Source organism: Microbulbifer sp. JSM ZJ756 (assembly GCF_044383805.1).
GTDB lineage: Bacteria > Pseudomonadota > Gammaproteobacteria > Pseudomonadales > Cellvibrionaceae > Microbulbifer > Microbulbifer zhoushanensis.
On sequence record NZ_JBISER010000011.1, the window covers coordinates 120,108 to 133,254 of the forward strand.

A 13,147-nucleotide genomic window follows, 5' to 3' on the forward strand; every position below is an offset into this window, starting at 1 on the left:
ATGAACCCGGTAAGATTATTAGGGGCGGGTGCGCTGGCGGTAGCCACCACCTTTGGCCTGATCTTCACCATGCATGCGCTGATTGAGGCAAACCTGGGCTCTCCCGAAGAGGAGGAGCAGATCAAGGTTGCTGACGTCGTGATGCCGGAACAGAAGATCGAAACCAAGTACGACACCAGTAAACCGGACAAGCCCGACGAGCCGGAGACCCCGCCGCCGGAAATGCCGGAGCCTGAGTTCGACGATCCCAATATGGATAACGCCCTCAACATGTCAGCGCCGAGTGCGAGTGCAGACCTGAAAGTAGGCGGTATCGGCGGCTTTGCCAGTGAGGGTGACTACCTGCCGATCGTGAAGGTTGCTCCCCAGTACCCGCGTCGCGCCCTGCAGCGTGGTATCGAGGGCTACGCAATCGTCGAGTACACCGTGACCAAAAACGGCTCTGTACGGGATGCGCGAGTGGTTGAAGCCTTCACTGCGGATGGCAACCCCACCACGATCTTCAACCGTGCAGCGGTGAAGTCGGCGCTGAAGTACAAGTACAAGCCGCGTGTGGTCGATGGTGAGCCGATCGAAGTGCCGGGTGTGCGCACCAAGATCAGCTTTAACATGGCCAGTAACTAAGGGGAAGCACTATGAAGTTGACGACCATGACGAAAGGTTTGTCCAAGTTCGTCTTGCGCACGTCCGTGGCGCTGCCCCTGGTAATGGCACCCGCGGTGAGCGTGACCGTGCTTGAGGCAATGGGCGTATCCGCGCCCTTCGCACAGGCCGAGGCGCAGAGCGAGCAGAAGACACGTAAGGTCCCGGCGATGCGGGAAAACGTGTTCAAGAAGCTGGGCAAGGTGCAGGAAGCTGCTGACGCGCAGGACTGGAATGCTGCCATGGCGGCGCTGCGCGAGATGGAAGCCGGCAAGAGCAAGTACAATGCGTATGAAACCGCGCAGATGTACTTCTTCTACGGCTTTGTCTACTACAGCATGGAGCGCTATCGCGACGCCATCAACGCCTATAAGAAAGTACTGGCCCAGGGGGTGGAGAACATCCCGGTGGGTGTTGAGCTGAACACACTCAAGACCATCGCCCAGCTGTACTTTGTCACCGAGGACTACAACAACGCCCTGACTTACCTGAACAAATGGTTCAAGGCGTCTGAAAAGGTTGGTGCCGAAGACTACGCGATGCGTGGCCAGGTGTACTACCAGAAAGGTGACGAGGCCAAGGCCCTGCAGGACATCAATCGTGCGGTGTCCATGTATGAGAAGGAAGGCAAGATTCCGAAGGAGAACTGGCTGAGCCTGCAGCGTTTCCTCTACTTCGAGAAGAACGACTACAAGAAGGTCACCAGCATCCTGGAAAAGCTCGTCAAGCACTACCCCAAAGCTGACTACTACAAGCAGCTGGCAGGTATGTACGGTGAGCTGAAGCGTGAGAAAGACCAGCTTCACATGATGGAAGCGGCCTATATCGCCGGTGCCCTGCAGAAAGAGAAAGAGCTGTTGAACATGGCTTATCTCTTTATGGGACACGAGATGCCTTACAAAGGGGCCAAGGTAATCAAGAAGGGCCTCGACGAGAAAAAGATCGAGCGCACTTCCAAGAACCTGGAAACCCTGGCGCAGGCTTACCAGATGGCGCAGGAACTGCAGAAGTCTATTCCTGAGCTGGAAGGTGCGGCCAAGCTGTCCGACAAGGGTGATCTCTATTCTCGCCTGGCCGGTATTTACCTGGACCTGGACAAGAATGAGAAAGCCATCACCATGGGCAAACGCGCCCTGGCGAAGGGTGACGTCAAGCGTCCGGACCAGCTCTACATCGTACTGGGGATGGCCAACGCCAACCTGAAGCAGTACGACGCAGCGCTGGAGCAGTTCAAGAAGGCCCTGAAAGACGATCGATCCAAGAAGTTCGCCGAACAGTGGATGGATTTTGTCGAGAAGGAGAAAAAGCGCGAGGAGCAACTGGCGATCTGATTTGCCGGTCCTGCCGCTTGAAAAGCCGCACAGCAATGTGCGGCTTTTTTTATGCCCGGGATAAAGAGCATCCCCCGCGCCCATCCTTCGCGATTAAGAATAGTTTGCATTTGTGACCAGATAAGCTATAAGTGTACATAGCTGATCAGCTTTTCCAGACCCGGCCGGAGTGCCGGCCAAGATCGACACCAGAATAATAAGGAGTGGTGTTATGGATAGAGCTTGTTCAGTCAATACCCCTGTTCTCAATCCCGCCCTACCAGGATTTGCCGGATCCGTGCGAAGCCTGGCTCCCGCCGCCCTGGTCACATTGCTACTGCTGCTGGTGATGAGCCGGCTGGTGGCCACGAACTATGAGGAGCCTGTGGGGCCCGACCCGATCCAGATAAAACCCATCCATATTCCGGATACCCGTCCCACGGTCCACAGGGAGCCAGTGCCGGAAAGGCCGGTGACCCCGCCCGCCCAGCCGCCTGTAACCGAGGTAAATCGTGAGGTTGATCCGACCAAGCTGACCACGGTAATGGCACCCCCGGGACCGACCGTGAAGCGACAGGGCCCGGTTGTGGTTAACCGAGATCCGGTACCGGTCTTCAAGCCGGCGCCCCGCTACCCGTCGGCAGCACTGCGGCGCGGGCTTGAGGGTTATGTGGTGGTGGAGTTCACCATCAGTGAAACCGGCAGTGTGCTCTCACCGCAGGTGGTGGCTGGTTATGACAGTGCCGGCAACGAGACGCGTGTGTTCAACAGGGCGGCGCTGAGTGCAGTAAGCCGGTTCAAGTACCAGCCACAGATGGACGATGGCAAGCCCGTCCGGCGCCACGGGGTGCGCAACCGGATTTCCTTCAGGCTGGCGGAGTAGCGTTAGGCCCGCTAATGGCAAGCTGCCGGGGGCGGAATGCCCGCCCCCGCTAGCTGCCTGCTGGCCGGAGGTGTCAGTCGATCTCGCGAACCGCGCCCCGGTCGGCGCTGGTGGCCAGCAGGGCGTAGGCTTTCAGTGCCCGGCTGACCTTGCGCGGTCGCTGTTCCACTGGTTGCCACGCGTCCTTGCCGCGGGCCTCCATGGCCGTGCGCCGCTTGCCGAGCTCCTCGTCGCTGATGGCGATTTCAATCGTCCGCGCCGGGATGTCGATGCGGATGGGGTCGCCGTCCTGCACCAGGGCAATATTGCCGCCCGCGGCAGCCTCCGGTGATACATGGCCGATCGACAGGCCCGAGGTGCCGCCGGAAAAGCGCCCGTCGGTGATGAGGGCACAGGACTTGCCCAGCCCACGGGACTTCAGGTAGCTGGTTGGGTAGAGCATTTCCTGCATCCCGGGGCCGCCCTTGGGGCCCTCATAGCGCACGATCACCGCTTTCCCTTCGGTTACCCGCCCCTCGAGGATATCCGCCACGGCGGCTTCCTGGCTTTCGACAATATGGGCCGGGCCCTCGAACTGCCACAGGGATTCTTCCACCCCGGAGGTTTTCACCACACAGCCATTGGGGGCAAGGTTGCCAAACAGCACCGCCAGCCCGCCCTCGGCGGAGTAGGCACTTTCCACCGAGCGGATGCAGCCGTGGGTGCGGTCGCCGTCCAGGTTGTTCCAGCGGCAGTCCTGGCTGAATGCCGTCTGGGTGGGTATGCCCGCGGGGCCCGCGCGGAAAAATTTATGTACCTTCGGATCGTCGGTGCGCCGGATGTCCCACCGATCGAGGGCCTCGCGCATGGAGCTGGAATGCACGGTGGGCAGCGATGCGTCGATCAGCCCGGCGGCTTCAAGCTCCCCCAGGATGGCCATCACCCCGCCAGCGCGGTGCACGTCCTCGATGTGGTATTTCTGCGTATTGGGGGCCACCTTGCACAGCTGGGGGATTTGTCGTGACAGCCTGTCGATGTCATCCAGCCCGAACTCAACCTCGCCCTCCTGGGCTGCCGCCAGCAGGTGCAGGATGGTATTTGTGGAGCCGCCCATGGCGATATCCAGTGCCATGGCGTTCTCGAATGCCGCCCGGTTGGCAATGCTGCGGGGCAGGGCCCGGTCGTCATCGCCCTCGTAGTAGCGCTTGGCCAGCGCCACGATTTCGCGGCCGGCGCGCAGGAACAGCTCCTCGCGATCCGCGTGGGTGGCCAGCAGCGTACCGTTGCCGGGCAGGGAGAGCCCCAGGGCCTCGGTCAGGCAGTTCATGGAGTTGGCCGTGAACATGCCGGAACAGGAACCGCAGGTGGGGCAGGCGGAGCGCTCGTACTCGGCCACGGTCTCGTCACTGGCCGAGTCGGTGGCGGCAATCACCATCGCGTCCACCAGGTCGAGCTTGTGCTCGGCCAGCTTGGTCTTGCCCGCCTCCATGGGGCCCCCGGATACGAAGATCACCGGGATATTGAGGCGCATCGCCGCCATCAGCATGCCGGGCGTGATCTTGTCGCAATTGGAAATGCACACCAGGGCGTCGGCACAGTGGGCATTGACCATGTATTCCACCGAATCGGCAATGATTTCGCGGCTGGGCAGGCTGTAGAGCATGCCGTCGTGGCCCATGGCGATGCCGTCATCCACGGCAATGGTGTTGAACTCCTTGGCTACGCCGCCGGCGCGCTCGATTTCACGCGCCACCAGCTGGCCCATGTCCTTCAGGTGGACATGGCCGGGCACGAACTGGGTGAAGGAGTTCGCCACCGCGATGATGGGTTTCTGGAAATCGTCGTCCTTCATGCCCGTGGCACGCCACAGGGCCCGGGCACCGGCCATATTGCGGCCGGCCGTAGTGGTGCGGGAGCGGTATTCTGGCATAAATCTGGGTCCGGCTGTCCTGCGGTAAATGGAGCGACAGCTTAACAAAAAACAGCCTGATTCGGGATGGTTTTCCCCGGGTGCTGGCAATTCACCACCCTGCTAGGATGGTTATTTCGCTGCGAGAGGACCGAGACTGAGTTTATTGCGCGGTGAGCCCCTTGCGCAGTACACGGGAATTCCGCTGGATGTTGTACAGGGACTGCCTGGGCGCGGGCAGGTCGCCCACCGCCACCTGGCGGAAGCCCTGCTCGATAAACCAGTGCTCCGCCTGCGTGGTGAGCACGTACAGCTCGGGGATGTCCAGTGCCCGTGCCTGCCGCTCCAGGTGGTGCAACAGCTTGGCGCCACGGCCACCGCCACGGAACTCCGGGTGGATGGCCACGCAGGCCAGCTCGGCCGCCAGCGTATTGCCTTCGTCGTCCTGGATCGGGTACAGGGCGGCACAGGCCACGGCGGTACCGTCCACTTCCACCAGCGTGAAGTGATCGATTTCCGCCTCCAGTTTTTCCCGCGAGCGGCGCACCAGGATGCCCTGCTTTTCCAGTGGGCGGATCAGCCCGAGGATACCGCCCACGTCGGTGATGCGCGCGCGGCGGATCACCTCGTAGCTGTCGCGGTAGATCATGGTGCCTGTGCCCTCGCGGCGGAACAGCTCCTGCACCAGGGCGCCGTCGTCGGTATAGCTGAGCAGGTGGGTACGGGGAGTACCGGCATTGCAGGCACTGATGGCACAGCGCAGGGACTCACTGTCGGTCTGGGTCACCGACTGTTCCGCCTGCAGGATACTGAGTTCGCGTACCGGCTCGCCGTCCACGAGCAATTGCGGCTCCTCGCGAAACAATACCAGCTTCTCCGCCTGCAGGGCGCGGGCCGCCTCCGCCGCAAGGTCGAGGAAATTGAGATTGAACAGCTCGCCGGTGAGCGAGGTTCCCAGCGGCGACAGGAGCACCAGCGCGCCCTGTTCCAGCGCACTGTTGATGGTGTTGACCTCCATCCGCCGCACCTGCCCGGTCCAGCGCAGGTCGACGCCGTCGAGCACGCCGATCGGGCGGGCTGTCACCAGGTTGCCGGAAATCACCTTCAGGGATGAACGGGCCATGGGCGAATCCGGCAGGCCCTGGCTGAAAGCCGCCTCGATATCGAATCGCAGTTTGCCCACCGCGGCCTTGATGACCTCGAGTGTTTCCCGGTCGGTCACCCGGGCGTTGGCGTGGAACTGGTTATCGATGCCGCGCTCGGCCAGGGCGCGATTGATCTGGGGGCGCGCCCCGTGCACCACCACCAGGCGGATGCCGAGGCTGGCCAGCAGTGCCAGGTCATGCACCAGGTTGCGGAAATTGCCGTGCTCCAGGGCATCGCCGGGAATGGCGATGACCAGGGTGCGTTCGCGCAGGTCGTTGATGTAGGGCGCGGCGTGGCGAAACCAGTTGAGAGAGGCGTTGTTGGCACTCACGAGCAGACTTCCGTGTATTCCCGGGATTCAGGCGCAATATACCGCAATTCCGGCCGCCTAATCACAGGCAGAACCTGGCGATCAGTCCGCGCAGCACATCCAGCATCGGCTCGATACGGTCGAGGCCCAGGTACTCATCCGGCTGGTGGGCCTGGTCGATATCGCCCGGGCCCAGCACGATGGTGTCCATGCCCATTTCGCGGAAAAATGGCGCCTCGGTGGCAAAGGCCACGCTCTCGGCACTGTGGCCGGTGAGCTTCTCTGCCGCTGCCACCAGTTCCGACGTGGCCGGTTGTTCAAAGGCCTCTACCCCGGCAAACAACGGGCCGTAATCCAGGTGCAGCCGTTCCCCGTGCACTGATGCGGCCAGCCGTTGCTGTAACTCGCTGCGCAGGTCGTCCAGTGCCATGCCGGGCAGGGGGCGTATATCGAATTGCAGCTCGGTAAAGCCGCATATGCGGTTGGGGTTATCGCCACCGTGGATGCAGCCCAGGTTCATGGTGGGCACGGGGACGGCGAAGCCGGGATTGTTATAGCGCTGCTGCCACTCTGACCGCAGCGACAGCAGTTCCCCGATCGCGCCATGCATTGCCTCCAGCGCGCTGGCGCCCAGTGACGGGTCAGAGGAGTGCCCGGCCTGCCCGGTGATCCGCACGGCCTCCATCATCATGCCCTTGTGCATGCGCACCGGCCTGAGCCCGGTGGGCTCACCCACCACGGCGAAGCGTGCGCGTGGCCGCCCGGCGTCAACCAGCGCCCGCGCGCCGGCCATGGAGGTTTCCTCGTCAGCCGTGGCGAGGATGGTCAGCGGCTGCTTCAGGGGGCTGCCGGCAATGGCCCGGGCGGCCTCGATGGCCAGCGGGAAAAAGCCTTTCATATCGGTACTGCCGAGGCCGTACCAGCGGTTGTCCCGCTCTTCCAGCTTGAACGGGTCGGACTGCCAGCGGCCCTCGTCGTAGGGGACCGTGTCGGTATGCCCGGCCAGCACCAGCCCGCCGTCCGCAGGGCCCCCGCTGCTGAGAGTGGCGATCATGTTGGCCTTGTGCGGCTGGCCGGGCAGTGGCATCAGTTCCACCGCAAAGCCCAGCGCCTCAAGCCACTCGCCCAGCAGTTCCACCACCGCGCGGTTGCCCATATCCAGCTTTGGGTTTGTGGCGCTGACACTGGGGATGGCCACCAGCTGCTGCAATTGCTGCCTGATATCCGGTACCGCGTTGTCCATAACCCTGCTCCTGGATGTGTCTGGGCGCTAGCGCGCTGGCACCGGCGACCCGCTGCGCCGTTGCCGCCATTCATTGAGTGCGACCGCACCGACGATGATACTGCCGCCCAGCGCCAGCCGGGGGAGGTCCGCATCACGGTTCCAGATTAACAGATTCACCAGCAGGCCTGCCGGGATCAGGGCATTATTCATCGCCGCCAGGGTGCCAGCTGAAACCTGTGTCGCGCCTTTGTTCCAGAGGAAGTAGCCCAGCCCCGAGGCCACCAGCCCGAGCCATACCAGGATGCCCCACTGCAGGCCGCTGCGGGGGTAGGCCGGCTCCCCCAGCACCAGCCAGGCGGCGGTCACCACCAGCAGGGCACCCAGGTAAAACCAGGCAAAGACCTGCCGGCCCGGCAGGGCCGGTCCCCGCTGTGTGAATTGTTGCATAAACTGCTTGTAGGCCACCTGGCCCAGGGCAAAGCAGAGGTTGGCACCCTGGACCACCAGGAACCCCAGCCAGAAGTCCCCATGCGGCCGGCCCCAGCGAATCACCGCGGCCCCGGCCACGGCGAGCAGGGCAACCAGCAGGTTCCAGGGGGAGAAGCGCCACTCCAGCAGGTCGTACAGCAGGGCGATGTACACCGGCGTGAAGATGGTGAACAGCAGCACTTCCGGCACGCTGAGTAGCAGGAACGACTGGTAGTAAAACAGGTACATGATGCCCAGCTGCACGGCACCGATGGCCATCAGTGCCAGGGCGGTGCGGGGACTGCAGGCGCGCCAGCGTAGCAGCGGCAGGAACAGCAGTGCGGCCAGCAACACGCGAGTGAATACGGCAAAATAGCTGTCCACGGACCCGGCCAGGTAAACGCCGATCAGGCTGAAGGAAAAGGCCCAGAGGAGGGTGACGAAAATCAACAGTGGCATGGCATCGACCGGGTAAATAGCATTGTTATTGAAAGGTGAATTTTGTCAGTAAATAACGGGGCGTCCCGGGCCATCGACAGCCTGTGGGAGCGCCTGGCCAAAATATCCGAATTCAGTTTCACCGCCAGTAATGGTCCCGGCTCGGCAACCGACTGGCGCGGCCACGCGCGCGGCAGTGTGGCCGCCGAACGCGACGATAGCCGGATATTGTTTCGCGAGCGGGCCCGATTTACCAGCAGCGACGGGCGTGAACTGGATATGCAGAACTGTTATCGCTGGACGCGGTTGCCCGGTTCCCTGCGGCTGGAGCACCTCCGCCGCAGCGAGCCGGTGCTGCTGTTCGAGTTGCAACCGGTCACCGAACATGGATTCCGTGAGGTGCAGCCACACCTGTGCGGCGCGGACACCTATACCGCGCAGCTGTTGCTGAGGAAAGGCCAGCTGGAATTGATCTGGCAGATCCTCGGTCCCCACAAAAATGAACAGCTGCACTACCACTACTGGTAGTGCGGTTGCCGGGGGTGAACCGGAAGCTGGCGTTCCAATGTTTTTCGGGGCCGAAAAGGGCTAAAGTGTTTTCCTGATCCCAAGGGCGATTACGCCGTACTGGCTTTGCGATAAAAGCAGTGGTCAGGGCCCCGTCGCCGACTCTGTCAGGAAATATCCCCATGCCGACAAAACGCCAGTTACTGAAATCCGCCGCAATGCTCGCAGTGGCACCGGCCCTGCCACTGCGCGCGGCCAGCCAATCCACAAGCAGTTCCCCGAAAGATAAGATTGAGCCCCTGACCGGTGATGTCCAGCCGATCACCGTCGCCGAGCGCCGCGCCCGCATAGCGCGGGCCCAGCAGTTGATGGGCAAGTTCAAAATTGATGCGGTTATCCTCGAGCCGGGCGCGGCCATGCGCTATTTCACCGGCATCCGCTGGTGGCGCTCGGAGCGGCTGACCTGTGTGATCATTCCCCGCGATGGCGAGATCGGTGTGGTCACGCCGTTTTTCGAAGAGCCTTCGGTTCGGGAATCCATGACCTTCGGCGAGGACGTGCGCACCTGGCACGAGCACGAGAGCCCGTTTGTGCAGGTGGCAGGCTTCCTCCGGGATCGCAAACTGAAGTCCGGCCGCATCGGTATGGAGGCCTCGGTGCGCTGGTTCGTGGCGGATGGTATCCGTGCGGCAGCGCCGGGTTTCGCCCTGGCCAGTGCCGACCCGGTGACGCGCGGCTGTCGCATGATCAAGAGCCCCGCTGAGCTGGCCCTGATGAAAAAGGCCAACGAGATTACCCTGGCGGCCTATGGCCAGGTTTACCGCCAGCTGGAGCCGGGCATGACGCCGGCCGACGTCAATCGCCTGATGCGCGAGGCACAGGCGGCCTATGGCGGCACCGATGCCTGGACCATGGCCCTGTTTGGCGAGGCCAGCGCCTATCCCCACGGTACCGACCAGCCCCAGAAAATCCGCGAGGGACAGATCGTGCTGATGGACTGCGGTTGCAGTGTCGAGGGCTACCAGTCAGATATCTCCCGCACCTTCGTCTACGGCGAGCCCGGTAAAAAGGAGCAGCGCATCTGGCAACTGGTGCGCGAGGGCCAGGATGTGGCGTTTGCCGCGGCCAGGATCGGCGAGCCGGCCGGACGGGTGGATGACGCTGTGCGCGACTTCTACCGCAAAAGCGGCTTCGGCCCCGACTACCGCCTGCCGGGGCTTTCCCACCGCACCGGGCACGGCATCGGCATGGAAGGCCATGAGCCGATCAATTTCGTGCGCGGGGAGTCCACACCGCTGGCACCGGGAATGTGCTTTTCCAATGAGCCGGGCCTGTACCTGCCGGGTGAATTCGGTGTGCGCCTCGAGGACTGCCTGTACATGACAGAGGACGGCCCGGCCTGGTTCACCCGTCCCCCCGAGAGCATTGCCTCCCCGCTGGGCGAGCTGGCCTGAAGCCGGTTACAGGCTGATCTGGCCGCGCAGGTAGGTCACTGCCGCGCCCCGTAACAGCACCCGGTCCCCGTTCAGCTCGCACTCCAGCTCGCCGCCCCGGGGGGATAGCTGCAGGGCGCGGAAGCGGGTCTGGTCGAGCCTCTCCGCCCAGTAGGGGGTGAGGACCGTGTGTGCCGAACCCGTGACCGGGTCCTCGTCAATACCGATTCCCGGGGCAAAAAAGCGACTGGCGAAATCACAGCCGAGCGGCTCTCCCACGGCCGTGCAGATCACCCCGTCCGCGGACAGGGGCACTACCCTGGCAAAGTCCGGTGACAGGCTCGCCACCTGCTCGGCGCTGTCAAACTCCAGCACCAGCTTGCCGCCCTCCCGGGTCTCGGTTGCGGCACGGCGGGGGCCGATGCCGAAAGCCTCGGCAAAAGACTGCTGTACTTCGACCGGCCGGGTGCCCTGGGCGGGAAAATCCATCGCAATCAGCTCGCCCTCACGACGCACGCGCAGTTCGCCACTGCGGGTGAAAAAGCGGATCTCCTCCTCCAGGCAGCCCAGCTCGGTCCACAGCAGGTGGGCGCTGGCCAGGGTGGCGTGGCCGCACAGGGACACCTCCACGGCGGGGGTAAACCAGCGCAGCTCGTAGCCGCGCCCGCTGGGTACGGTAAAGGCGGTCTCCGCCAGGTTGTTTTCCGCGGCGATGGCCTGCAGGACATCGTCGGCGAGCCATTGCTGCAGCGGCACCAGTGCCGCGGGGTTGCCGCCAAACAGCTGGGAGGTGAAGGCATCTGCCTGGTAGATGGGGAGTTGCATCGAAATTCCTTTCTCGATTATTGGTTCAGTGGGCGCGGTACCGGCACAAAAAAGGGGAGCCGGTTACCCGACTCCCCCTTTTGTACCGTCTTGCCGCTTCTATGGCTAGCCAAATACGCCCTTGAAGAAGAAGAAAAACAGGATGGCGATACCGGCGCCGGCGGGCAGGGTAACTACCCAGGACGCGGCGATCGTGGTGATCATGCGCAGGTTCAGCGCGCCGATACCCCGCGCCAGGCCAACGCCCAGCACCGCGCCCACCAGGGTGTGGGTGGTGGAAATCGGCAGGCCGGTACCCGAGGCCAGTACCACGGTGGCGGCGGCCCCCAGCTCGGCGGCGAAACCGCGGCTCGGGGTCAGCTCGGTGATCTTGCGGCCGATGGTGGCCATCACCTTGAAGCCATAGGTGGCCAGGCCCACCACGATACCCGCACCACCGAGCAGCAGGATCCAGGAGGGCATGGTGGCCTTGGCGGTGACCGCGCCCATCTGCACGGTATTGACCACCGCCGCCAGCGGGCCGACGGCATTGGCCACGTCGTTGGAGCCGTGCGCGAAGGCCATGGCACAGGCGGTGAAGATCATCAGGATGGCGAAGACCCGCTCCACGTTGGCGAAGCGGTTCTCGCGCTCGCGCTCCGGGTCGCGCTTGATGCGCTTGAGCATCACGATACCAAGGCCCATTACCACCAGGCCGACGAGGGCGGCGATGCCGGCGTCCTGCAGGAAGTTCAGCTCGATATTGAGATCCTTGAATACATGCTTCAGGCCCTTGGTCAGGGTGACCATGGCGATCATCCAGCCCACGGCGAACATGTAGATGGGGATATAGCGCTTGGCGTTGCCGAACGGGTCCTCGGTGTTGAGGATCAGGCGCTGCACACTGCGGAACAGCAGGAATGAGATGGTGCCGGCGAGTACCGGTGACACCACCCAGCTGGCGACGATGCTGCCCACCTTGCCCCAGGCCACGGCGTCTACCGAGATACCCACGGCGGAGAAACCGACAATGGCGCCGACGATGGAATGGGTGGTGGACACGGGCCAGCCCAGGATGCTGGCGATCAGCAACCAGGTGCCCGCGGCCAGCAGTGCCGAGAGCATGCCGTAAACCAGCAACTCCGGTTGCTCGGCGAAAATGTCCGAATCGATGATGCCCTTGCGGATGGTAGAGGTAACTTCTCCACCGGCCAGGTAGGCGCCGGCAAACTCGAACACCATGGCGATCAGGATCGCCTGTTTGATGGTCAGGGCGCGCGAGCCCACGGACGTGCCCATGGCATTGGCAACGTCGTTGGCACCTACGCCCCAGGCCATGAAGAACCCGAAAACGCAGGCGAGAATCAGCAGGATGCTGCCGTACTGGCTAATAACTTCCACGGTACTACCCCCCTTAGCGTGCTAACAGCAATTGCAGGCGATTACCCACGCTGTGGGATTTGTCGGCCAGGTCGCCAATCCACTCGATGACGCGATACAGGAAGATCACGTCCACCGGCGGCAGGTCTTTTTCGATATCGAACAGTGCGGCGCGGATTTCCACTTCTAGCTTGTCCGACTTGCGCTCCAGGTCATCCAGCTCCTCGGTCATGCGCTGGGCGATGTCCACCTCGCGCCCGGCAAAGCCGCTCTCCAGCAGCTCGTCGAGCTCGTTGATGGCGCGCAGGGCCTGGGCCGAGGTGGCCACGGCGCTGTCGACAAAGGTCTTCATCTGTACCTGCAGTGGCGCGGGAATCTGCATCTTGCGGCCGACGGCCAGCCCGGCGATGTCCTGGGCGGTATTGGCCACCTCGTCCTGGGCGTGCAACAGCTCCAGCAGGTCCGAGCGGGATACCGGCATAAACAGGCTGTCCGGCAGGTGCAGGCGCAGGTCGCGCTTGATGTCATCGGCCTGGTTCTCACTGGTGGAAATGCGCTTCTGCACTTCCTCCGCTTCGACCAGGTCGCCCTTCATCAGGGCCTCGAAGAAGGGAACCAGGTCTGCCGAGGCCTCGTGGGCCTTGGCCATGTGCTCCTTGATCGGCTTGATCGGGGAGCGGCCAAACAGGTTGGCGATATTGGACAGGGGCATG

At 63.1% G+C, this 13,147-nt stretch carries 12 protein-coding genes; 5 read left to right on the forward strand and 7 right to left on the reverse strand.

All coding sequences use genetic code 11. The annotated features are described in order from the left end of the window. The 3 genes from ACH6CX_RS16670 (at position 1) to ACH6CX_RS16680 (ending at position 2,835) form a co-directional block, all read left to right on the forward strand. Entirely contained in the window at positions 1–624 is a 624-nt protein-coding gene (locus ACH6CX_RS16670) for an energy transducer TonB (RefSeq protein WP_233006549.1), read from the forward strand. An 11-nt stretch (positions 625–635) separates the two neighbouring features. Beyond that, positions 636–1,973, forward strand: a complete 1,338-nt coding sequence (locus ACH6CX_RS16675; protein WP_233006548.1) for a tetratricopeptide repeat protein — start codon at positions 636–638, stop codon at positions 1,971–1,973. A 277-nt stretch (positions 1,974–2,250) separates the two neighbouring features. Further along, a complete protein-coding gene (locus ACH6CX_RS16680) occupies positions 2,251–2,835 on the forward strand; it encodes an energy transducer TonB (RefSeq protein ID WP_233006547.1) in 585 nt (194 codons plus the stop codon). Positions 2,836–2,908: 73 nt separating this feature from the next. Here ACH6CX_RS16680 and ilvD read toward each other — a convergent pair whose 3' ends face one another. The 4 genes from ilvD to ACH6CX_RS16700 all read right to left on the reverse strand — a co-directional run bounded on the left by ilvD (position 2,909) and on the right by ACH6CX_RS16700 (position 8,331). Next, the gene (gene ilvD, locus ACH6CX_RS16685; protein ID WP_237062947.1) at positions 2,909–4,744 is read right to left on the reverse strand and encodes a dihydroxy-acid dehydratase; all 1,836 of its coding nucleotides are present in this window, start codon (positions 4,742–4,744) and stop codon (positions 2,909–2,911) included. A 142-nt stretch (positions 4,745–4,886) separates the two neighbouring features. Beyond that, on the reverse strand, positions 4,887–6,200 hold the full coding sequence (gene argA, locus ACH6CX_RS16690) for an amino-acid N-acetyltransferase (protein ID WP_233006545.1): 1,314 nt from the start codon (positions 6,198–6,200) through the stop codon (positions 4,887–4,889). A 61-nt stretch (positions 6,201–6,261) separates the two neighbouring features. Beyond that, a complete protein-coding gene (gene argE, locus ACH6CX_RS16695; RefSeq protein ID WP_233006544.1) occupies positions 6,262–7,422 on the reverse strand; it encodes an acetylornithine deacetylase in 1,161 nt (386 codons plus the stop codon). 27 nt (positions 7,423–7,449) lie between these two features. Then, positions 7,450–8,331 carry a carboxylate/amino acid/amine transporter gene (locus tag ACH6CX_RS16700; protein WP_233006543.1) on the reverse strand — a complete coding sequence of 294 codons (882 nt, stop codon included), beginning with the start codon at positions 8,329–8,331 and terminating at the stop codon, positions 7,450–7,452. Positions 8,332–8,373: 42 nt separating this feature from the next. Between ACH6CX_RS16700 and ACH6CX_RS16705 the strand changes: the two genes are divergently transcribed. After that, on the forward strand, positions 8,374–8,838 hold the full coding sequence (locus ACH6CX_RS16705) for a DUF6314 family protein (RefSeq protein ID WP_334079222.1): 465 nt from the start codon (positions 8,374–8,376) through the stop codon (positions 8,836–8,838). Between the two features lie 161 nt (positions 8,839–8,999). After that, complete coding sequence (locus tag ACH6CX_RS16710) at positions 9,000–10,271, forward strand: Xaa-Pro peptidase family protein (protein ID WP_334079221.1); 1,272 nt, start codon at positions 9,000–9,002, stop codon at positions 10,269–10,271. A gap of 6 nt (positions 10,272–10,277) precedes the next feature. On the opposite strand, the gene ACH6CX_RS16715 is transcribed toward ACH6CX_RS16710, so the two are convergent. From ACH6CX_RS16715 to ACH6CX_RS16725, 3 genes are all read right to left on the reverse strand, one after another. Further along, on the reverse strand, positions 10,278–11,075 hold the full coding sequence (locus ACH6CX_RS16715; RefSeq protein ID WP_334079220.1) for a PhzF family phenazine biosynthesis protein: 798 nt from the start codon (positions 11,073–11,075) through the stop codon (positions 10,278–10,280). 105 nt (positions 11,076–11,180) lie between these two features. Next, complete coding sequence (locus ACH6CX_RS16720) at positions 11,181–12,455, reverse strand: inorganic phosphate transporter (RefSeq protein ID WP_233006539.1); 1,275 nt, start codon at positions 12,453–12,455, stop codon at positions 11,181–11,183. Between the two features lie 13 nt (positions 12,456–12,468). Then, a complete protein-coding gene (locus ACH6CX_RS16725; RefSeq protein WP_233006538.1) occupies positions 12,469–13,146 on the reverse strand; it encodes a TIGR00153 family protein in 678 nt (225 codons plus the stop codon). Between the last annotated feature and the right edge of the window lies 1 nt (position 13,147).